Origin of the sequence: Limosilactobacillus kribbianus (assembly GCF_026413145.1) — a bacterium.
GTDB lineage: Bacteria > Bacillota > Bacilli > Lactobacillales > Lactobacillaceae > Limosilactobacillus > Limosilactobacillus kribbianus.
This window is the reverse complement of record NZ_JAOVYZ010000006.1, coordinates 1-21,531: the sequence shown is the minus strand read 5'-3', so window position 1 is coordinate 21,531 and position 21,531 is coordinate 1. Positions and strand designations below refer to the sequence as shown.

Annotated in this window: 19 protein-coding genes, 1 tRNA gene and 1 pseudogene; 5 read left to right on the top strand and 16 right to left on the bottom strand. The window is 52.1% G+C overall.

Annotated elements, in window-relative coordinates:
* Positions 1-11 precede the first annotated feature (11 nt).
* The 10 genes and pseudogenes from rnr to gap form a co-directional block, all read right to left on the bottom strand.
* A complete protein-coding gene (gene rnr / locus OCT58_RS02665; RefSeq protein ID WP_267201297.1) occupies positions 12-2,381 on the bottom strand; it encodes a ribonuclease R in 2,370 nt (789 codons plus the stop codon).
* Complete coding sequence (locus OCT58_RS02660) at positions 2,371-3,138, bottom strand: alpha/beta hydrolase (protein WP_267201296.1); 768 nt, start codon at positions 3,136-3,138, stop codon at positions 2,371-2,373. The genes rnr and OCT58_RS02660 overlap by 11 nt, the downstream gene beginning before the upstream one ends.
* 63 nt (positions 3,139-3,201) lie before the next feature.
* Positions 3,202-3,441 carry a preprotein translocase subunit SecG gene (gene secG, locus OCT58_RS02655; RefSeq protein ID WP_057806936.1) on the bottom strand — a complete coding sequence of 80 codons (240 nt, stop codon included), beginning with the start codon at positions 3,439-3,441 and terminating at the stop codon, positions 3,202-3,204.
* Between the two features lie 65 nt (positions 3,442-3,506).
* Entirely contained in the window at positions 3,507-5,039 is a 1,533-nt protein-coding gene (locus OCT58_RS02650) for a ClC family H(+)/Cl(-) exchange transporter (protein ID WP_267201295.1), read from the bottom strand.
* An 88-nt stretch (positions 5,040-5,127) separates the two neighbouring features.
* Positions 5,128-6,513: an amino acid permease gene (locus tag OCT58_RS02645; RefSeq protein WP_267201294.1), complete on the bottom strand. Its 1,386-nt coding sequence runs from the start codon at positions 6,511-6,513 to the stop codon at positions 5,128-5,130.
* A 125-nt stretch (positions 6,514-6,638) separates the two neighbouring features.
* Positions 6,639-8,366: a phosphoenolpyruvate--protein phosphotransferase gene (ptsP, locus tag OCT58_RS02640; protein ID WP_267201292.1), complete on the bottom strand. Its 1,728-nt coding sequence runs from the start codon at positions 8,364-8,366 to the stop codon at positions 6,639-6,641.
* A gap of 153 nt (positions 8,367-8,519) precedes the next feature.
* Positions 8,520-9,842, bottom strand: a complete 1,323-nt coding sequence (eno, locus tag OCT58_RS02635; protein ID WP_267201291.1) for a phosphopyruvate hydratase — start codon at positions 9,840-9,842, stop codon at positions 8,520-8,522.
* An 89-nt stretch (positions 9,843-9,931) separates the two neighbouring features.
* A pseudogene (gene tpiA / locus OCT58_RS02630) lies at positions 9,932-10,684 on the bottom strand (triose-phosphate isomerase).
* Between the two features lie 66 nt (positions 10,685-10,750).
* Positions 10,751-11,962: a phosphoglycerate kinase gene (locus OCT58_RS02625; RefSeq protein WP_267201290.1), complete on the bottom strand. Its 1,212-nt coding sequence runs from the start codon at positions 11,960-11,962 to the stop codon at positions 10,751-10,753.
* An 89-nt stretch (positions 11,963-12,051) separates the two neighbouring features.
* Positions 12,052-13,065: a type I glyceraldehyde-3-phosphate dehydrogenase gene (gene gap, locus OCT58_RS02620; RefSeq protein ID WP_267201289.1), complete on the bottom strand. Its 1,014-nt coding sequence runs from the start codon at positions 13,063-13,065 to the stop codon at positions 12,052-12,054.
* Positions 13,066-13,378: 313 nt separating this feature from the next.
* On the opposite strand from gap, the gene OCT58_RS02615 reads away from it, so the two are divergent.
* The 3 genes from OCT58_RS02615 (at position 13,379) to OCT58_RS02605 (ending at position 14,950) form a co-directional block, all read left to right on the top strand.
* Positions 13,379-13,450: transfer RNA gene (locus OCT58_RS02615), tRNA-Arg, on the top strand.
* A gap of 81 nt (positions 13,451-13,531) precedes the next feature.
* The gene (locus tag OCT58_RS02610; RefSeq protein WP_267201288.1) at positions 13,532-14,098 is read left to right on the top strand and encodes a TetR/AcrR family transcriptional regulator; all 567 of its coding nucleotides are present in this window, start codon (positions 13,532-13,534) and stop codon (positions 14,096-14,098) included.
* An 87-nt stretch (positions 14,099-14,185) separates the two neighbouring features.
* Entirely contained in the window at positions 14,186-14,950 is a 765-nt protein-coding gene (locus OCT58_RS02605) for a glucose 1-dehydrogenase (RefSeq protein ID WP_267201287.1), read from the top strand.
* A gap of 56 nt (positions 14,951-15,006) precedes the next feature.
* Here the strand turns inward: OCT58_RS02605 and OCT58_RS02600 are convergent, their stop codons facing one another.
* Both OCT58_RS02600 and OCT58_RS02595 read right to left on the bottom strand, forming a co-directional pair.
* Positions 15,007-15,552 carry a glycosyl-4,4'-diaponeurosporenoate acyltransferase CrtO family protein gene (locus OCT58_RS02600; protein ID WP_267201286.1) on the bottom strand — a complete coding sequence of 182 codons (546 nt, stop codon included), beginning with the start codon at positions 15,550-15,552 and terminating at the stop codon, positions 15,007-15,009.
* 79 nt (positions 15,553-15,631) lie between these two features.
* Positions 15,632-15,763, bottom strand: coding sequence for a hypothetical protein (locus tag OCT58_RS02595; RefSeq protein WP_263851300.1), 132 nt, complete (start codon positions 15,761-15,763; stop codon positions 15,632-15,634).
* Positions 15,764-16,544: 781 nt separating this feature from the next.
* Between OCT58_RS02595 and clpP the strand changes: the two genes are divergently transcribed.
* Positions 16,545-17,138, top strand: coding sequence for an ATP-dependent Clp endopeptidase proteolytic subunit ClpP (gene clpP, locus OCT58_RS02590; protein WP_267201285.1), 594 nt, complete (start codon positions 16,545-16,547; stop codon positions 17,136-17,138).
* Between the two features lie 93 nt (positions 17,139-17,231).
* On the opposite strand, the gene whiA is transcribed toward clpP, so the two are convergent.
* The 4 genes from whiA to OCT58_RS02570 all read right to left on the bottom strand — a co-directional run bounded on the left by whiA (position 17,232) and on the right by OCT58_RS02570 (position 20,627).
* Complete coding sequence (gene whiA, locus OCT58_RS02585; protein ID WP_267201284.1) at positions 17,232-18,170, bottom strand: DNA-binding protein WhiA; 939 nt, start codon at positions 18,168-18,170, stop codon at positions 17,232-17,234.
* Positions 18,171-18,181: 11 nt separating this feature from the next.
* Positions 18,182-19,168 carry a gluconeogenesis factor YvcK family protein gene (locus tag OCT58_RS02580; RefSeq protein WP_267201283.1) on the bottom strand — a complete coding sequence of 329 codons (987 nt, stop codon included), beginning with the start codon at positions 19,166-19,168 and terminating at the stop codon, positions 18,182-18,184.
* A gap of 15 nt (positions 19,169-19,183) precedes the next feature.
* Positions 19,184-20,053 (bottom strand): RNase adapter RapZ, encoded by an 870-nt coding sequence (gene rapZ / locus OCT58_RS02575; protein WP_267201282.1) that lies wholly within the window; start codon positions 20,051-20,053, stop codon positions 19,184-19,186.
* 64 nt (positions 20,054-20,117) lie between these two features.
* Complete coding sequence (locus OCT58_RS02570; RefSeq protein WP_267201281.1) at positions 20,118-20,627, bottom strand: 2-thiouracil desulfurase family protein; 510 nt, start codon at positions 20,625-20,627, stop codon at positions 20,118-20,120.
* A 187-nt stretch (positions 20,628-20,814) separates the two neighbouring features.
* On the opposite strand from OCT58_RS02570, the gene OCT58_RS02565 reads away from it, so the two are divergent.
* Positions 20,815-21,432: a KxYKxGKxW signal peptide domain-containing protein gene (locus OCT58_RS02565; protein WP_267201280.1), complete on the top strand. Its 618-nt coding sequence runs from the start codon at positions 20,815-20,817 to the stop codon at positions 21,430-21,432.
* Positions 21,433-21,531 lie beyond the last annotated feature (99 nt).

Below are 21,531 nucleotides of genomic sequence, written 5' to 3'. Positions count from 1 at the left end.
CCTCCATTATTTTAGTGACGCCGGTTCCGTCGTCCCTCCTGGTGGTGATCCCGGGAGTTATTGTGGTGCCGACTTTGGCCCCGGTTGATCTGCCGATTGTTGACGTGACCATTGTGGGCCCCGCCATCGCGACGATTGTTATTGCGACCATGGTTATTATTGCCACCACGCCGCCGACCACCGCGGTGATCATCATGCGGGATCCGGATCTTGGTGGTTGGCGTGTTCTCCGGGTGAACCAGCTTAAAGTCGACCTCGCGCAGGTCCTTATCTACCCGGATCAGTTTGACCTGGATTGGCTGGCCGATCTGGAAAATCCGGTGTGTCTTGCGGCCGATCAGGGCCATGTGCTTTTCGGAGTATTCGTAGTAGTCGTCATCCATCACGCTGATGTGAATCAGACCCTCGACGGTGTTCGGCAATTCGACAAAGAGACCGAACTTCATCACGGAGCTGACCACAGCGTCAAAGGTCTCGCCGATGTGGTCCTCCATGTATTCTGCCTTCTTCATGCTGTCGACGTCCCGCTCGGTGTCAATGCCCCGTCGCTCGGTGACCGAAGTGTGCTCGGCGATTACCGGCAGCTTGTCACGCCAGTGAGCCTTAGCCTTTTCACCCTTGCCGTGCTCGTGGTACCACTTGATCAGGCGGTGCACCGTGTCGTCAGGGTAACGCCGAATTGGTGAGGTGAAGTGGGTGTAGTATGGGGCACCCAGGCCGAAGTGCCCGACCTCTTCGTCAGAGTACTTGGCCTGTTGCATACTCCGCAGCATCATGACCTGAACCATCTGCTCTTCGGGCTTACCGGCAACTTGCTTCAGAACGTTCTGCAGCATCTTCGGCTTTACGTTGTGAACGTCGCCGTGGACGGTGATCCCAAAGACGCTTAGGAAGTCAACAAAGGATTTGATCCGGTCCTCATCCGGCTTTTCGTGAATCCGGTAGAGGAAGGGCACCTTCTCCTTGAAGTAGTGCTCGGCAACGGTTTCATTGGCCGCCAACATAAATGACTCAATCATCCGCTCGGCCAGGCCCCGTTCCCGCAATTGGATGTCAATCGGGTGCCCCTTGTCGTCAACGATAATCTTAGCCTCCGGTGCATCAAAGTCGATCGCCCCGCGACGGTGCCGGTTCTTCAGCAGGATCCGGTGAAGCTCACCCATCGTTTCAAACATCGGCACGAGGTCCTTGTATTCGTCAATCGTCTTCTGATCGTGGGCCTCGAGGATTCGGTTAACCGCCTTGTAGGTCATCCGGGCGTGGGAACGCATCACGCTTGGGAAGATCTTGTGGTTAACAATCTTCCCGTTTTCGTCGATTTCCATCTCACAGCTCATTGCCAGCCGATCCTCGCCCGGGTTCAAGGAACAAATCCCGTTTGACAGGCGCTTCGGCAGCATTGGGACCACCCGGTCGGTCAGGTAGACCGAGGTTCCCCGTTTAAAGGCTTCCTTGTCCAGTGGCGTTCCTGGCTTGACGTAGTGGCTGACGTCGGCAATGTGGACCCCGAGGTGGTAGTGACCATTGCCCAGCTTCCAGGCAACAACAGCGTCATCCAAGTCCTTAGATTCGATGGCGTCGATCGTAACCAAGGGCTGGTCAGTGATGTCCTTGCGCCCTTCCCGTTCTTCCGGCAGGACGTGCATTGGAATTTTGTTAGCCTGGTCGATTGCCTCTTGCGGGAATTCATGGGGAACGTCGTGGGCGTAGATGACCGACATAATGTCGATGCCGGGTTCGTCCTTGTCCCCGATGACCTCGGTAACCGCCCCGGTCAGGATCTTCGGTGATTCGTCGTCCGGGTAGGTGGCGACGGTCGCCGTAACGACCTGACCATCGAGTGGCTTGAGGCCCTGGTCGGAAATGAAGAAGCGGTAGGTGTTGAGCTTCTTGTCCTTGAGCAGGATTTCACCGATGTAATTGCCGATGGTCTCCTGCTTGAATTCACCGACGACCCGTTCGTAATTATGCTCGACAATTTCAGTGACCTGACCCTCGGGCCCCTGGTCACTGCCCGGCTTGCCCGGTCGCAGGACCTTGACCGCCACCTGATCACCGTTTAGGGCGTGCATGGTGTGGTCGGGATTGATGTACATATCCGGCAGGTCTGGATCGTAGTCAACAAAACCGAAGCCCTTGTCGTTGCCGTGGAAGGTCCCGACCAGTGGCTCCTGCTTAATGATGGCCTCAAATTCGCCCCGATCAGTAACCTGGACCTTCTTCTCCCGCTCTAGTTTGGCCAGAGTCTGAACCACCGGCGTGAACTGGTCGCCATTGTCCATTCCAAAGTGGTAGGCAATCCGCTCGGCGGAGTAACTCACCCCCGCGTTATCGCGTAAATATTTTAATATTTGTTCTGCTAAATCTGCTTTATTGTTCATTTGATACCTCGAATAAATTTTGTAGATAATTAGTAACGTCCGCAAAGAGCTGACGGTGAGCCGAATTAACCGTTAAGAGGTGCGTGGCCTTCGGGTAAAAATGGTAGTCGACCGGAGTACCTTGCGCCCGCAATTGCTCCGCCAGCTGCTCACCAGAAGCAGGGTTAATCATTTCGTCCTGGCCGCCCTGGCCGATGAAAAACGGCTGCTTGATTTTTTCCAAGTTGATGGCCAGATCATGGGCCATTTCCTGAATCTGCGTTAGCTGGGCCGGCAGGTGCTGGTCAATCCAGGCCAACTTGGCTTTTTCCTCGTCCGCGGGCATTTTGACCTGTCGGTAGTATTTGTCAGCTAAGCGCGGAAAGTATTCCGGCACGTTGGATTCACCCCAGGTCGTGATCGGCGAAGCAAAAACACCCCCACCGGCTAAATCCGGGTCGGCCTCCAATGCCCACGTCGCCAGCAATCCGCCCAAAGATAGGCCGAAAACAGCAATTTGGGTAAAGCCGTTGTCGCGCAACCGCCGGATGGCCAGCTGCGTGTCTGCCCACCAGTCATCTGGACTGCCCTTTTGCAAAATCCGCACCGGATCGCCACCGTGACCACTAAAGAGCGGGCCCAGTACCGTGTAGCCGTGGCGCTGCAGTTCCCGGCCGAGCATCCGGACATCGTTGGTATTGCCCGAATAGGCGTGGAGCAATACAACGGCTTGCCGACCGCCCCGGAAATAAAAAGAGTCTCCCGCATAGTTTTCCATCTTAAGTCATCCCTTCACGAAAAAAGCCCCCTGGAACTGGTCAGGGGGCACACAACTGAAAGTCTAATGTGATGATACGTAAACTAATGCCAACGCCAGGATGAAGAAGAGCGCCCCACAGATTGTTGTGACAATTTGCATGACCGCTTCAAAGCCCCGGGCCTTGCGCCGGGAGAACAGGTCACCGGCACCACCGGTCAGGGCAGACATTGCATCGTTATCGTTCTTTGCTGGCTGCATCATGACACAGGCGATTAGCACAACGCAATCGATTAAAAATAAAGTCATTAATGTGTTATACAAGGAATCTTCCTCCTAATACTTACCCACTATATCTTTAATATCATAACATAACCAGGCAGCGATTGCTATACGTCCGCTCGGTGGGCCGCATTCATAATCTGACGATAGGCACGCTTATCGGGCGCAAAGTTAGCCCGAACCAGGATCGTGTCCCCGGCCATCAGCTTTGTTTGGCCGTTGGGAATCAGCTTATCCTCCCCGCGGTAAACCAGGGTCACAATGCTATTGGCTGGCCAATCGAAGTCCCTGATCAGGCGGCCATCGAGGGCGGCCCCCTTGTAAATCGTCACCGGCACGGTCGCACTGTGCTCACAGCGCTGCGGGTGCTTGCCGATGAAGGCGTTAAACATCGCCGTGTAGACCGGCTCCCCGTGCAGTGAGTCCACGACCAGATAGGCGATGACCGAAACCGTTGCCAGCGGCATCAGGTGGGCCAGGGAGCCGACCATCTCGGTGATCAGCAAAATGGCGGTAAAGGGGGCCTTGCTGATGCAGGCAAAGTACCCGGCCATCGCGTAAATGACGAAGTTCGGCAGATAGCGGGCCGGCAGGAGCCCCAACTGAACCATCAGGGCGCAATAAACCGCCCCGAGGACCGCCCCCAGAGTCAGGATGGGCAGGAAGATCCCCCCGGGCAGCTGGGAGGCGTAGCTAATCATTGAAAAGACGAAGCGCAGCACGAAGAGGCCGACAAAGAGCCAGAGGGAAATCGGCAGCTGGTGCAGCAGTCCAATCAGCTGGTTTCCCCCACCAAGGGTCTGCGGCCAGTACCAGGCAATCGGCATCACCAACAGGAAGGGGATGACCGGGTAGGCAAACGGTGGCAGCCACTTCAGCTTAGCGGTCCACTTGCCCAGCCGCAAAATCACCAGCTGGTAGAAGCGCCCCAAGAGGCCGAGCAGAAGGCCGAGGACGATCAAATGCCAGTAGTACCTGGTCGGCAGCATGTGATTATAGGGCACATCGAGGACCGGGTGCAGGCCGAAGAAAACCATCGAGACCAGGTTGGAGCAGAGGGCCGAGACAAAGGTTGCCAACCAGATCACCGGCGAAAAGTTATGGTAGACTTCCTCTAAGATGAAGATCGTCGAGGCAATCGGCGCGTTGAAGGCCGCTGAGAGCCCGGCCGCGGCCCCGCTGGCGATTCCGACCTGCCGATCCAATTGGTTGGCGTGCATCGTTTCCGCCACCCCCTGGCCGACGGTGGCACCGAGCTGGATTGACGGGCCTTCCCGTCCCAGGTAGAGGCCGGAACCGATTGCCAGGATCCCGCCAACAAATTTGCGCCAGAGCACCGGCCACCATTTTTCATCGAACTGGCTGGTCAGCTGGCCTTCCACCTGGGGAATCCCAGAACCCTTGATATTGGGATTGCGCTGGGCCATGATTCCAAGAGCCAGTGCCAGAATGATCGAGCCGAGCGCCCAGGGAATCAACCAAACTGGGTGGGTATGGAAGTACTGGAAGCTATAGCCAACGAATTCCAGCAGGTGCTGGATTGCGAGGCGGAAAAGGCTGACCACGATTCCCGCTAGGAGGCCAATCAGAATGGCGCGGAAAAGCTGTTTAGTTTGACTATCGTGCTGAATTTTCTGCATATCGTTCTCCCTCAAATTACTTGACCAAACCATTCTATACCAAAACTGTCCGGCGCGCGAAAAATTTCCGCGGACCGGACAGGCAAGTTTAGGATTTAGTTTGTAATTGACCGTGATGCCGCACCAGGTAGACCAGGGTTGCCACGATCAGTACGGCCGCCCCGACGATGACCGAAACCCGGGTGTCCGGGTTGATGAACATGAAGATCACAATCACGATCAGCATCAGGAAAGCAAAATAGTTTGAGAACGGGTAAAGCGGCAGCTTAAACGGGTGGTAGGTCATCAGGTCTGGATTGTTGCGCCGGAACCGCATTTCCGCCAACAAAATCACAAACCACGGGATCATCCCCGGCAAAACGGAGGACGAGAAGACAACCACGAACATGTCGGCCGTTGACTTGCTGTAAATTGAGGCCACCATGTCGATGATAAAGCCCAGCAGGATTCCGCCAGAGATTCCCAGGATCGCCGCGTCGGGAACCACCCGCTTGGAGAGCCGGCCGAAGATCTTCGGCGCGTCCCCCTCGTGGGCCAACTTGAAGAGCATCCGGCTGGAACTGTAAATTCCGGAGTTGGCGCCGGACAGGGCCGCGGTCAGCACCACGAAGTTTATGATCGAGGCGGCCGCCGTGATCCCAACTTTGGCAAAGGTCGAAACAAAGGGTGAACCAACACTGCTCAGTTTGTTCCACGGGTAGATCGTGACGATGACAAAGATTGCCCCAACGTAAAAGATCAGGATCCGGAAAAGCACCGACTTGACCGACTTGACGATCGCCTTTTGCGGATCCGCCACCTCCCCGGCGGAAATGCCGAGCAGCTCGATTCCCTCATAGGAGCCGACAATGATCGACATTGAGAAGAAGAAGCCGGAGACCCCGCCAGTAAAGAAGCCGCCGTGAGCCCAGAGGTTGGAGAAGCCGGTCGGGCGTCCGCCGTTGCCAAAGCCGAAGAAGATCACCATGAAGCCCAGCAAGATCATGAAGATGATCGTGACCACCTTGATCATCGCAAACCAGAACTCCAGGGAGCCATAGGCCTTGGCACTCGCCAGGTTAGCGAGGACCAAGAAGACGATGATTACGATTCCGGCCACCCAGGTGTGCATGTGGGGCCACCAGTACTTCAGATACTCGGTCGCTGCCACCACTTCGGACATGCCGACCACAATGTATTCAAAAACGTTGGCCCACTTAGCGAGGTAACCGGCCAGTGGATGGACGTATTCGGTCGCATAATCCGCAAAGGACCCCGTTCCCGGGTTGATATAAATCATCTCCCCGAGTGCCCGCATCACGATGTAGAGGATCAGGCCGACGAAGGCATAGGCCAAAAGCACTGACGGCCCGGTCCACTTGATTGTCGAGGTGGCCCCCATGAAGAGGCCGACCCCGATCGCACCACCAAGAGAAATCATCTCCATCTGCCCCGCCGTCATTGACCGCCGGAGCTTTGGCGCAGTATCTTTCATTGTTATCAGATTCCTTTCCCTATTTGCTTTTCAGATTATAGGACATTTCTGACACAAATTCCATGTTTTTTCTTATCAGGAGATAAAAATAGAGCCAAGCCTTCGTCCGGCTTGGCTCTCTCTACTCATTTAATATTCAGACTGTTGCGCACCAAGGACTTGACCTCTTGGCTGGTGGAGCAATTGGTAATGGCGTCGTTGACCACGTGGCGGCATTCCGTTGTATCGAGGTGCTTCATCATGCTCCGGGTCCGCAGCACGCCGGATGAGGACATCGAATAGTTATCCAGGTCCATCCCCATTAAAAGCGGCAGCGCCCACTTGTCGCCGGCCATCTCACCGCACATTGCCACCGGAATGTCATACTTGTGTCCGGCCAGGATGATGTGCCGCACCAGGTTCAAGAAGGCCGGATTCAGCGGCTGGTAGAGGTAGGACACGGCGTCACTGCCCCGATCGGCCGCGAAACTGTACTGGATGAGATCATTGGTACCGATGCTGAAGAAGTCGACCTCCCGGGCCATCTTTTCGGCATTGACCGCCGCCAGCGGGATCTCAATCATCATTCCGAGACGGATGTCGTCCCCAATGCCAGGCTGCTTTGCCTGGAGTTCCTCCTTGCAATCGTTAAAGATCCGCTTGGCCTTGCGTAGCTCCTGGACCGTGGCAATCATCGGGAACATGATCGACAGCGGTCCGTATTGGGAGGCCCGGATCAGGGCCCGCAGCTGGGGCTTGAAAATCTCGGGGTGATCCAGACAAATCCGGATGGCCCGGTAGCCAAGGAAGGGGTTCATTTCCCGCGGCAAGGGTAAAAACGGCAGGGGTTTGTCCCCACCGATATCCAGGGTCCGGACGACCACCCACTTGCCCTGCATGTTGACGATCACCCGCCGGTAGGCCTCGAACTGCTCGTCCTCGGTCGGCAGATGATCACTGCCCATGTAGAGAAACTCGGAGCGGAAGAGACCAATCCCCTCGGCCCCCTGCTTGATCACGTCGTTGACATCATCCGGGGTGCCGATATTAGCGGTGATGTGGAATCGCTTGCCGTCCTTGGAAACGGATGGGGCATCGACCAGCTGGGCCCACTCCGCGCTCTGTTCGCTGTAACCAGCCGCCTTTTGCCGGTACGCATTGATTTCGGTATTCGACGGATCAACAATCACGTGGCCGCTCAAGCCGTCAACCACCATCCGCTGACCATTTCTGACCTGCTCAGTGATAACGTTGGTGCCGACCACCGCCGGAATGCGCAGGGTCCGTGACATGATGGCGGCGTGGCTGGTCCGGCCGCCGGTGTCGGTAACAATCCCCTTAATCAGCCGCGGATCCATCTGGGAGGTATCCGAAGGGGTCAATTCGTGGGCCACCATAATCACCGGCTCGGTAATTGCAGCCAAGTTTGGCAATTCCTTGCCCAGCAGATGGCTGAGGGTTCGCTGGGCGATGTCCCGCACGTCGGTCGCCCGTTCCTGCATGTACTTATTATCCCGCATCGCCGCAAGCATGTTCGCAAAGTTACCGGTTACCTTAGACACAGCCTCCTCCGCGTTGACCCGCAGATCATTGATTTCGTTTCTGATTTGCCCAAGCATTTCTGGGTCCGACAGAATCGTGATGTGGGCATCAAAAACATCCAGCTCCTTGTCGCTGAGCCGTTCTTTGGCATTTTCCTTGATCTGCTGAAGATCGGCGATGGAATCCGCAAAGGCCTGCTTGACCCGCTGGTACTCCTGCGTTGGATCGTCAATCTGTCGTTTTTGATACGATAAATCAGGCGGGGTCAGTAGATAGACCGGCGCGATGCCGATGCCGTCACTGGCTGCAATTCCCTGAATGTCTTGAGACATGTTATTTCCCCCTTATTCCGTGTACCTGCTGGTGCTGCTGGGCAAATGCACTCTTTTGGTATTATAACATCTTTAGCGCAAGCGTTATCAAAACTCGGGAAACAAAAAGAGCCGTGACAATTTGTCACAGCTCTTTCGTCAATCGCTAATAAATTAACGGTTTTCGATGTCTTGACGAGCTTGTTCACTCAGGTTGTAGAATGAGTGAATGCCCTTGTATTGAGCAACATCGCCAAGTTGGTCTTCGATCCGCATCAGCTGGTTGTACTTAGCAAGACGGTCAGTCCGGCTCATGGAGCCAGTCTTGATCTGGCCGGCGTTCGTAGCAACAACCAGGTCAGCGATGGTCGTGTCTTCGGTTTCACCAGAACGGTGAGAAACGATGGCAGTGTAGCCAGCTTCCTTAGCCATTTCAATAGCTTCAACAGTTTCGGTCAGCGTACCGATCTGGTTGAGCTTGATCAGGATGGAGTTGGCAGCACCCATGCGGATACCCTTCTTCAGGTAGTCGGTGTTGGTTACGAAGAAGTCATCACCAACCAGTTGAACCTTCTTACCAAGCTTGTTGGTCAGGGTTACCCAGTCATCCCAATTGTTTTCGTCGATTGGGTCTTCAACAGAAACGATTGGGTACTTTTCAATGATCCCGGACAGGTATTCAATCCATTCGTCAGTGGTGTATTCTTCACCAGTGGACCAACGAAGCTTGTACTTCTTGGTGTCGTTGTCCCACAGTTCGGAAGCGGCAACGTCGAAGGCAATGGCAATGTCCTTGCCTGGCTTGTAACCGGCGTCCTTGATGGCCTTGATCAGGTATTCGAATGGTTCTGCGTTGTTAGCAAAGTCAGGAGCAAATCCACCTTCGTCACCAACAGAAGTTACCTTACCAGCGTCTTCCAGTTCCTTCTTCAGGGCGTGGAAAGTTTCTGAGCCCCAACGAATAGCTTCACGAACAGTTGGTGCACCAACTGGCATGATCATGAATTCCTGGAAGTCAACCTTGTTATCAGAGTGAGCACCACCGTTGATAACGTTCATCATTGGCGTTGGCATAACGTGAGCGTTGAAACCGCCAAGGTAGTTGTACAAAGGAACCTGCAGTTCGTCAGCAGCAGCACGGGCAGCAGCTAATGAAACGGACAGGATAGCGTTGGCACCAAGCTTACCCTTGTTAGGCGTACCGTCCAGCTTGATCATGGCCTTGTCGATAGCGATTTGGTCAGTAACTTCCATGCCGACGATTTCCTTGGCAATGATGTTGTTAACGTTGGAAACGGCCTTCAGAACACCCTTGCCGCCGAAACGGTCCTTGTCGCCGTCACGCAATTCAACGGCTTCGTGTTCACCGGTTGAAGCACCTGAAGGAACAATTCCACGGCCAACACCGCCAGCCTCAGTGTAAACTTCGGCTTCAACGGTTGGGTTACCACGTGAATCAAGAACTTCACGGGCGTAAATATCTGTAATAAGTGACATTTGATGAATCTCTCCTCTGTCTTATTATTTGGATACATTCCACTTTAATATTGTATTATCTTGCACAACTAAAAACAAGCTTTTCGCCACTAATGATTGACGATTTGCAAAAAGGTTTGCGGATCAAGGCTGGCGATCCCGACGAGGGCCCCGTCGATATCCGGCTTGGCCATCAACGCGTTGACGTTCTTGGTCGTCACGCTGCCGCCGTAAAGGATCCGGACCTCGTTGGCAATCTGCTCACCGTACATGTCGGCGATGGTCTGGCGGATCAGTTAGCAGCCCTCCTCCGCCTGGCTCGGATCGGCACTCTGGCCGGTGCCGATTGCCCAGCTCGGTTCGTAGGCGATCGTTACCTTGACCACCTCGTCCTGGCTGAGGTCCTTGACGTCCTCCAGGATCCGGTTAACCACCCAGTGAATCTTCTGGTCATTGGCCACTCGCCGGCCCATCGTATCATCACAACAGACGATCGGGCACAGGCCGTTTTTCAGGGCTGCTTTGACTTTCTTATTGATCAGCTCGTCGGTCTCGTGAAAATAAGTCCGCCGCTCCGAATGGCCGAGAATGACGTGGTGGATTCCGGCGGCGTAGAGAGCCCGGGGGCTGGTCTCACCGGTGAAGGCCCCCGCATCTTGGTAGTAACAGTTCTCTGCCATCACCTTCAGGGGCGAACCCACAGCTGCCTGCACCATCGGCACCAGCGACAGGGTCGGCGCCGCTAGTGCCGTCTCCTGCTGATTGGCAGGTGGCAATTGGCCCTTAATCTGGTTGACAAAGCTGACCGCCTCATCGACCGTCTTGTTCATTTTCCAGTTTCCGGCAATCATCGGAACCCGCATCATCCTCGCTCCTTTCAAAAAAGCGGAATCATACCATTGGCATGTTCCGCTTAAAATGATTTTAGATTACTTATCAGAAATTGCAGCAATTCCTGGCAAAGTCTTCCCTTCAAGGTAGGTCAGTGAAGCACCACCACCAGTGGAGATGTGGGTCAGCTTGTCAGCAACGCCTAATTGCTTAACAGCGGCCGTGGAGTCACCACCACCGACGATCGTAGTTGCATCCTTCAGGGTACCAAGGAACTTACCAATTTCAAGGGTTCCCTTGGCAAAGTTTGGCTTTTCAAAGACACCCATTGGGCCGTTCCAAACAACCGTCTTGGCATCCTTCAGAACGTTTTCGAATTCGGCAATGGACTTTGGACCGATGTCTAATGCCATCCAGCCATCGTCAATGTCGCCTTCCACAACCTTGGTGTTGGCGTCGTTGTCGAACTTGTCAGCGACCACGTTGTCGATTGGCAGAACCAGCTTATCGCCGGCCTTGTCAAGGATTTGCTTAGCAACGTCGATCTTGTCCTTTTCAACCAGGGAGTCACCAGTCTTGATGCCCTTGGCAGCGTAGAAGGTGTAAGCCATCCCACCACCGATGATGATCTTGTCAGCCTTTTCCAGCAGGTGGTCAATCACACCGATCTTGTCAGAAACCTTCGCACCACCCAGGATGGCAACGAATGGACGTTCTGGGTTGTCAACGGCGTTACCCAAGAACTTGATTTCCTTTTGCATCAGGTAACCAGCGGCAGCCTTGCCTGGCATGTTAGTAGCGATGCCGACGTTGGAAGCGTGCTTCCGGTGAGCAGTACCAAAGGCATCGTTGATAAAGACATCACCAAGGGAAGCCCAGTACTTGCCCAGTTCAGGATCGTTGCCGGATTCGCGCTTGACGTATTCGCCATCCTTAACGTCTTCGTAACGGGTGTTTTGAACCAGCAGAACATCACCATCGTTCATTGCGTTGATGGCATCTTCCAGCTGCTTGCCTTCCGTTACTGGAACAAAGGTAACTGGCTTGTTCAGCAGGTTGGACAGGCGTTCTGCAACGGCCTTCAATGACTTCGCAGGCTTGTCTTCTTCCTTCTTGATCCGGCCAAGGTGAGAGAACAGGATTGCCTTACCGTTGTGCTCAATCACGTACTTGATAGTTGGCAGAGCAGCAACGATCCGGTTGTCATCTTCAACCTTCGTACCGTCGTCACTAATCGGGACATTGAAGTCCACCCGCATTAATACCTTCTTACCTTCTAAAGGCAGGTCTTCAACAGTTAACTTAGCCATGAATTATGTTTCCTCCTTCTCTGTTAAGAAAAAAGGTGGTTGGAGTCTCCTCCTCCCACCTTTTGAAAAAGCTTATTTAAGCAATCAGATTACAGATTTGCAAAGTGAAGCAGAGTCCGAATCATGTTGCAAGTGAAGCCGTTTTCGTTGTCGTACCAAGCAACGGTCTTAACTAATTGAGTACCGTCTTCGCCTTCCATGATTTCAGTCTGGGATGGGTCAAAGACAGAACCAAAGGTTGAGCCGATGATGTCGGATGAAACGATTGGGTCTTCAGTGTAACCGTATGCTGGGTTGTTTTCAGCAGCCTTCTTCATAACGTCGTTAACTTCGTCGACCGTAACCTTCTTGTTCATAACAGTAACAAGTTCAGTTAATGAACCAGTAGGAACGGCAACACGTTGTGCGTGACCGGAAAGCTTACCGTTCAGTTCAGGGATAACCAGGCCAATAGCCTTAGCAGCACCTGAAGAGTGAGGAATAGTGTTCACAGCGGCAGCACGGTTGTTACGGAACTTCTTGCCACGTGGTTGGTCAAGAACGGCTTGGGAACCAGTGTAGGCGTGAACAGTAGTCATAGTACCAACCTTGATACCGAAGTTCTTGTTCAGGAAGTATGCCATTGGTGCCAGGCAGCTAGTGGTGCATGAACCGGCAGAAACGATCTTGTCGTCAGCCTTCAGAGTGTCCAGGTTAACACCAGGAACAACAGTTGGGATGTTGCCGGCAGGTGCGGAAATCAGAACACGCTTTGCACCAGCGTCCAGGTGAGCTTGTGACTTTTCAGCAGAAGTGTAGAAACCAGTACATTCAAGAACAAAGTCGACACCGTCGTTCTTTACCCAAGGAATGTTACGTGCGTCACGTTCTGCGTATACAGGGTATTCCTTACCGTCAACGACGATGCCCTTGTCGTTTGATGAAACTTCAGCATCAAAACGACCCTGGGTGGAGTCGTACTTCAGTAAGTAAGCCAACATTTCTGGTGAAGTCAAGTCGTTGATAGCAACAACTTCGATGTCATCAGTGTTGAGTTCGTGAATACGACGGAATGCCAAACGACCAATACGGCCGAAACCATTAATACCAATCTTTACAGTCATACTGCAATTTCCTCCTTTAGGAAAAACATAGTTAGTGCACATGCTTAGTTTATCACATTCCCTTTTCGGCGCCAATCAATTGGATTGATTCTAAAAAGGGAGAAAATTGTAATAAGTCTAAGCAAGATACAAACCTTACGAGTCTTATAATACTCACCTTGCGAGCAAAAGTCTATTCAATCGCCCTAGAAATTTCGCATTTTCTTGTGAAAACGTTATCTTGATTAAAAAGTTCAAATAATGGTTGCATTGGAAAAAGAATTGAGATATTATAATAGACGTTGATTGGTTCAACGCAATACAACTTAACTTTGCGCCCTTAGTGTAATGGATCGCACGTGAGATTCCGGTTCTCGAGATCCGGGTTCGACTCCCGGGGGGCGCATTTTTTATTTAACAGGGTGCTGTGACTTTTTGTCCGGCACCCTGTTTTATTTTGTAAGTATTAAGCATTAGGAGGCATTTCATGGCGATGAATAATCCTTACCAATCCCAGCTCTGTCATGCTGTTTCCCTTAACTCAACTGAACAGGCCATCAGCAAGGCTTTTCTTTACTTATACCAACGAATGGATTTTGAACACATTTCGATTACCGCAATTTGCCGGCACGCACAGATCTCCCGCCCGACTTTCTATCGCTATTTTAGCAACACGTGGGAGATTAAGGAGGTCTTGGAGAGTAATTTCGTTGCCGACTTGCTTCACGTAAGCTATCAACTCAAATTCTTTGACTTTGCTAATCCTTCCTATCCCCACTACTTAAAGGCAATGCGGAATTTCTTGCAGGCCAATCGTGAAACCTTTAAGGCGTTTTTGGTTACTAACCCCTCCCCCACCTTTATTCACAAGTACAAAGTCAGTATCAAGTATCATTATTTCCGCGAACACTATTTTTCTGATTTGGACCTCGAAATTATTGCCAGTTATCTGATCACGGTCTTCACCTATACCCTTGCTAACAATATTCCAATTACCCTTGACCAGGCGGATCACTACGATCGCCAGCTCGGCAGGATCATTGCTGCTCTTTAAGGATTACAGTTAGGCTTTGCATTGTAACGCCTTCCTTGGATTCTTTCATTATGATTGAGTCATCAAAGAATGAAGGGATGATTCATAATGAAGAAAGTTGCAATCGTTACCGGTGGTGCCAAGGGAATCGGAGCTTCGATCGTTCATCAGTTAGTTGCAGACGGTTTCCAGGTTGCAATTGGCGACTACAATTTGGCAAATGCCCAGCAATTCGCTGCCCAGTTTGCTAACAACCAGGTTAAGGCCTTTCAAGCAGACGTTTCACAAAAGGAAGATGTCGATAGTCTGGTTAGCCAAACCGTTAATGAGTTTGGCCAACTGGATGTGATGATCAATAACGCTGGGATTTCAAAAGAATACCCGCTGCTTAAAATGACAGAGGAAGAATTCGACCAGTTGATTGCCGTTAACATCAAGGGCGTCCTCTTCGGCATCCAAGCCGCTGCCACGCAGTACATCAAGCAAGGGACCCCCGGCAAGATCATCAACGCCTCATCGGTCGGTGGCTACAAAGTTTCACCAAACCATGGCGGTTATTCCGCAACCAAGTTTGCTGTCCGTTCGCTGACCCAAGCTGCGGCCCGTGAATTCGGCAAGTACGGCATCACCACGAATTGCTATTGCCCAGGTTACACAATGACGCCGATGATGAAGCAGATCGTAAAGAACTACAGCCAGCAGCTTCATATCTCGCCAGATGAGTTAGCAAAGCAAAAGAGCGCCGAGGTAGCTCTGCGGCGTCCTGCCCAGCCGGAAGATATCGCTAACGTGGTTTCATTCCTCACCAGCGACAAGGCCAACTACGTAAATGGTCAGGCGATTGTGGTTGATGGCGGCTTAATTTACAAATAATCAGATTTCAAAAACGCAAAGACCGGTGAGAACTTGGCCTTTGCGTTTTTTGATTTTCATTTCATACGCTGACGTCCCTCTCGCCGACGAAGAAGCTTCTGTAGGCGCGTACGATTATAGCGCTGGAGAATAATGAACGGCAGCTCAACCAGGCTCACGATAACGGACGTGCTGACAAAAATCGCCGGATCGCCAAAGGGCACAATCAGGACGAGTGGCAGATAGGTCAAGGCAAACATCAATTCGTGATCAAACTCGGCGGCGACCATCGTCTGGACAAGCTGGGACAGCGAATGCCGGCGCAGGTCATACTTTTCTGGCGAATAGGTTGGCAAATAGTTTTTCCACTTTTTTACCTTCAGCAGTCGGTAAGGGCGCTGCTCGCCCGCGCTCACCTTGAACCAGCACCAATCTTGGCCAAGCTTCAGCCGCGGTTCGATCACGTTGCCCACGAAGAGCCGCATCCCCAGCTGATAAAAGGTTACCAAAAAGGTAAGCGTGAGCCCGAGCAAAACCTTCTGTAAAAAGATCAGGTAGAGAATCGTCAGCGTGAGTAGGCCAATTCCTGACCAAATCGTTGCCCGCTTCATCAAGCTTTCCATTGCACGCACCCCATTCCATTTTAATGAAAGAAAAAAGAGAACTACCAAGCAATTGCTGATAGCTCTCCATATTAACGAATTACTTTTCGTCAGCTGGCTTTTCCTTAGCCCACTTACGAATAGCTTCGATCTTCTTTTCTTTTAATGCTCGCTTGTACTTAGGAGCAACTGGGCGACGGCCTTGTACGCCGTATGGGTGTGCTTTACGCATGAGTTATATGCCTCCTTTAATATCAAACGTAAAATAATTAACGTTCCAATTATACCGGGCCCCGTCCCAAAAAGCAAGTCTTGGCCAAATTTCACTTACCGATTTTAATTGACCATTCTTCACGCACATAAAAAATCAAAAAGTTTTTACTCTTTTACTAAAATTGATAAACGTTCCCAATCACTCTAGTCGTATCTTCAGGAAGCTTGACTAGACCAATTTATGAAAACCCTTTACAAAGATTGTTAAATCGGCGCTTGCAAATCAGACCAATATACGGTACAGTATAAGTGTTCTTAAGGGGCTATTAATTAATTTATCAAATAAAGCTAACTAAAATTTATCGGAGGTATTTATCATGGAAGACACTAGTAAGTTAAACGTATTCAAGACCGCTGCTGATTGGAAGGAACTGGACCAACAAAGCGCTGCCGCTGAGCTTGACATGCTCGCCGAAAACCTGAACGAAAAGTAAACTAATTTAATTAGAACATTTACTCAAGAGGCTGGGAATTAACCCAGTCTCTTTGCTGTTATATGGCTATAAATGCTACAGCGCGGTAGCTGGCTGGATCCTGAACGTTGATAAATCAACGTCCAGGACGCCTAGCCAGCCTCGCGGGGGTGGGAAGACGAACTCGCAGGCGAGTTCTGTCCCACTCCCTTTTTATCTAAAATAAAAGAATAAATCATTTGACCTTTTTTGACCAATCGGTTATAGTATTAATATCCGTTAGCAATACCAGCTAGCGTGTGCTAATTTAAGTAAGGAGGCCACACTATGAACTTAGTTCCAACAGTCGTCGAGCAGTCATCACGTGGCGAACGTGCTTACGACATTTACTCACGGCTTCTGAAGGACCGGATCATCATGCTTTCTGGTCCGATCAATGACGACATGGCTAATTCCATTGTTGCGCAACTGTTATTCTTGGATGCGCAAGACTCAACCAAAGACATTTACTTATACATTAACTCTCCTGGTGGTGTTGTTACCTCTGGGATGGCGATCTACGACACGATGAACTTCATCAAGTCCGACGTGCAGACGATCGTGATCGGGATGGCAGCATCAATGGCCAGTGTCCTGGTATCATCCGGTACCAAGGGCAAGCGGTTCGGTCTGCCACACTCTCAGGTTCTGATTCACCAGCCATCTGGTGGTGCTCAGGGTCAGCAAACCGAAATTGAAATTGCTGCCACGGAAATCCTGAAGACGCGGAAGATGCTGAACGGCATCCTTGCCAAGAATTCTGGGCAATCCCTGGAGCAGATTCAGCACGATACGGAGCGTGACCACTACTTCACCGCTCAAGAAGCCGTTGATTACGGCCTGCTTGACGGAGTAATGGAAAACAACTCCAAGCTGAAGTAATCATAAATGAAAAGCGTTTCAATTCCTCGTTGGGTCGAAACGCTTTTTTCTATCAAAAAAGGTGCAGCCAGCAACGGTTGCACCTTTTTTAGTTTATTCAGCTTTGCCCATCCGCAGCTCGTCAGCATAGGCGTTGAGCTTGCGCAGGCGGTGGTTAACCCCCGACTTTGAGATTGGCCCTCCCGGAACCAGCTCACCGAGTTCCTTGAGACTGACCTCCTGGTGGGCCAGCCGCGTCTCGGCGATTTCCCGCAGCTTGTCGGGCAGGCTTTGCAGGCCGACCCGTGATTCAATCAGACGGATGTTTTCAATCTGCCGGGTCGAGGCGTTGGCGATCTTATTCATGTTGGCGTTCTCGCAGTTGACCAGCCGATTGACCGAATTGCGCATGTCGCGAACGATTCGGACGTTTTCAAACTGAAGCATCGAATTCGTCGCCCCGATCAGCGACATGAAGTCAGCAATCTTCTCGGCCTCCTTCAAGTAGACGATGAAGCCGCTGCGCCGAGCCGTCGTCTGGGCGTTGAGGCCGAACTTATTCATCATCTGGGCAATCATCTCGTTGTGTTCCTCGTATAAGGAATAGATCTCGAGATGGTAGCGTGACGTTTCTGGATTGTTAACCGAACCACCGGCCAAGAAGGCCCCTCGCAGGTAAGAGCGGACCATCCACTCATCTTTTAGCAGTTCCAGCGGCACCCGCTCCTTGATCTGAAGGTTCTGCAAAATTCCCAGGTCGTCGAGGACGTGCTGGGCCGAATTACGCAGCCGAACGATGTACTGGTTGTTCTTCTTCAGCTTCATCTTGCGCCGCACTACGATTTCACTCTCGACGTGGTAGAACTCCTTGAGCAGGGAATAGATCCGGCGGGCAATGGCCGGGTTTTCGGTTTGGATGTTGAGGACCAGCCCCCCCTGACCCAGGCCAATGCTCCCGTTCATCCGGATCAGAGCCATCAGTTCCGCCTTGGCATTATCCTGGTGAACTTTGATGGCGGTTAATTCCTTTTTGACATCACTCGCGTACGACACAAAAATCCCTCCTAGTCATGGACCTGATGCAGACGGTTAATCAGCTCCGCCACCACCAGATCGCGATCGTGAAAGGCCCCGTTATCTTTGAGGCGCAGGAAGTTGGAACTAATCACCCGGCAGCCTTGGTCCCGTAAGCCCTGGAAATCATGGCCAACCGGCTGAGAAATTTCGTTCCATTCCTGAAAATCAATGTAGTTTTTCGGTACCGGTCGGATGTTGACCAGGACCGTATCGATAAAGTTGTGACCGAGGTGCTGGTTGAGCACCCGGACGTGATCGGCGTCGGTAAAGTGGTCGGTCTCGCCCTTCTGCGTCATGATGTTGCAGATGTAGACGACCTCGGCCTTGCTCTCGCAGACGGCCTGGCCGACCTCCTTGATCATCAGGTTCGGCAGGATGCTGGTGAAGAGACTTCCGGGCCCGAGGACGATCTGGTCGGCTTCCTTAATTGCCTGGATCACTTCTGGAACCGGCTTGGTGGTGTGCCCATCCCCATCGTGGGTTGGGGTCACCCAGACCCGCTTAATCTGCTTGTGGGCCGCCGTGATCTCGGACTCACCGCTCAGGGTGGTCCCGTCCATAAATTCGGCATTCAGCGTCAGCGGTTCGTTGGCCACCGGATAGATATGGCCGCGAATTTTCATCATCTCCGAGAGGTCCTGGACGGCGGTGAAAATTCCTCCCTGCATCTCCGACAAGGCCGAGATGATTAGGTTGCCGATCGCGTGCCCCGCGAAGAATTGATCGTTACTGTTAAAGCGGTACTGGAAGACATCGAGCTCCAGCTTAGGCAGCTCGGACAGGGCCACCAGGCCGTTTCGAATATCACCAGGCGGCACCACGTTGATGTAGTTACGCAGAATTCCTGAAGATCCCCCGTCATCGGCAACCGTGACGACGGCAGTGACGTCAACGTCTTTGTCACGCAAGCCCCGTAAGATGACCGGCAGGCCGGTTCCACCGCCGATCACAACAATCTTTGGTTTTCGAAACATTAAACTTCTTCCTTCCTACTTTGCCTTGTCCACGTCCCGGTGAATCAGGTTAACCTGATAGCCGGCCCCCTTGAGATCCCCCGCCAAACGGTTGGCAATGGTGACGGAACGGTGCTGGCCCCCCGTACAACCAATCGCAACGGTCAAGCTGCTTTTGCCTTCCTTAATATAGCCAGGCATGGCGCTCTTGAGCAGGGCGATCAGATGCTTGTAAAAGTCTTGGGCAATCGAGCTCTTCATCACATAATCCTGGACCGACTTGTCATTACCGGTCTGGTGCTTTAATTCTGGAATATAGAACGGGTTGGGCAAGAAACGGACGTCCATCACGATGTCGGCGTCCAGCGGCAACCCATACTTAAAGCCAAAGGACATCACTTCAATGTAGAAATTGCTGCCCTCGCCGTGGCCAAAGAGCTTGTTGATCCGCAGCTTCAAGTTGCGCGGCGTCAACTTGGTGGTGTCAATGATCACGTCGGCCCGGCTCTTTAATTCGGTCAGCAGCTTGCGTTCGAGCTCCACCCCGTCCAGCAAGCGTCCCTGCGGTGCCAACGGGTGCGCCCGCCGAGTTTCCTTATACCGGGAAATCAGGGTGACGTTGTCCGCGTCTAAAAACAGCAGCCGCACGCTCAGGTCTTTGCGCTGGCGCAGCTTCAATAGGCTCGGCAGAACCTGTTCGTGGAAGCCTCGCGAACGCAGATCCATCACCATGGCGACCTTGTCGAATTCGCCCGAGTCTTTAATTACGTCGACGAATTTCTCCGCCAAGTTTGGTAGCATGTTGTCAATCACGAAGTAGCCGAGGTCTTCAAAGCTGTGGACAGCCACGGTCTTGCCGGCCCCGCTCATCCCCGTAATAATCACTACCTGCATAGAATCAGCCATTTATTTTCCTCTCTTCTCTATCAGGACTACCCAAATATTGTAACACATCAAGCCGGGTGTGTCTTTATCGACCATTTTCCAGAAGCAATGGCCAAACCGCCGAATCCACCCATGGACGGACCCGCTCCCGGCTGAGCTCCTCATCGCCAAAGACCTGGATACCGTGCTGCCGCAGTAGGGCCGCCGCCACTCCTATTCCGGCAATCTTGTGTCCGGAGAAATGCCCATCGTAAATCAGCTGGGTCCCACAGGCCGGACTCTTCTGCTTCAAGAAAGCTGCCTGGACATGGTAACGCTGGGCAATCCCCAGGGCGAGCTGGGCGCCCTGGAGATATTGCTTGGTCACGTCCACGCCACGGCGATTGACCACCCGGGCCCGACCGACGATAACATCCCCACCATTGCCATCCTGAATTTCGGCGGGTTCACGGGGCGTCCTCATACCACCCATCACCTCGGGACAAATTGTGACGGCTTGACCTAGGGCCACTAATTGCGCCGCTAAATCGTTTCTGGCGTTGCCGCCGTCGTAGCGAACATTAAAACCCGCGAGGCAGGCACTCAGTAAAATCATTCGATCACTTCCTTATCTATAAGGATACACCCTAGCCAATTATTATTTAATTCATTACCAGAAGCTGAAAGTTGCAGACTCTTCGCTGAAAAAGCCATCTCAAGCAATTCTTTTAGTGTTAAAATGCAGCTGACTGCCCGATGTAAATTTTCCAGGGCACGAAAAAACATTTAGGGAGGATTTTGTAATGAAGGAACATAAAAAGCTTTACAAGGCCGGTAAAAACTGGCTGGTCGCAACGCTCGCGGTAACAACACTGGGAATTGTGGCAACGCAGCAAAACGTCCACGCCGACACGACCAATGCGACTCCGGTAGTGGCAACGACTGCTAACACCGCTACTGACATTCAGAATGCTCAACAGGAAGTTACCACCCAAACGGCCAACTTGCAGAGCGCCCAGGCCAACGCCGACAAGGCCCAGCAAGCCGTCACGACGCAAAACAAGACTGTTAGCGATGCCCAACAAGTCGCTAACCAGGCCAGTGCTGCTAACACCCAGGCCCAACAAGCCGTTACGAGTGCGCAGAGCAACCTCGACAGTGCTACGAAGGCACAACAGGCCGCTCCTTCTAAGGCGGACATTGATTCTGCTGCTCAAGCCGTTAAAAACGATCAAGCAGCACAAAAGACTGCTAATAATAGTTTGGCTCAAGCAAATGCCGATCTCAAAGCTAAGCAAGTTACAAAGGAAAAGGCACAGGCTGCTTTCAACCAAGCAAATGACAATTTGCAAAATAAAACAACAGCACTTAATGATGCTAAAAATACTTTAAAGAAAGGCAGATTGCAAGAAATAACTTGAACGAATTTAATGACGTAAATTAAGCAGGAAGATCTCGATTGGTGTGCGCCAGTTAAGACATTTAAGTGGCCGGGAATTCAGATACCAATTGATTTGAAC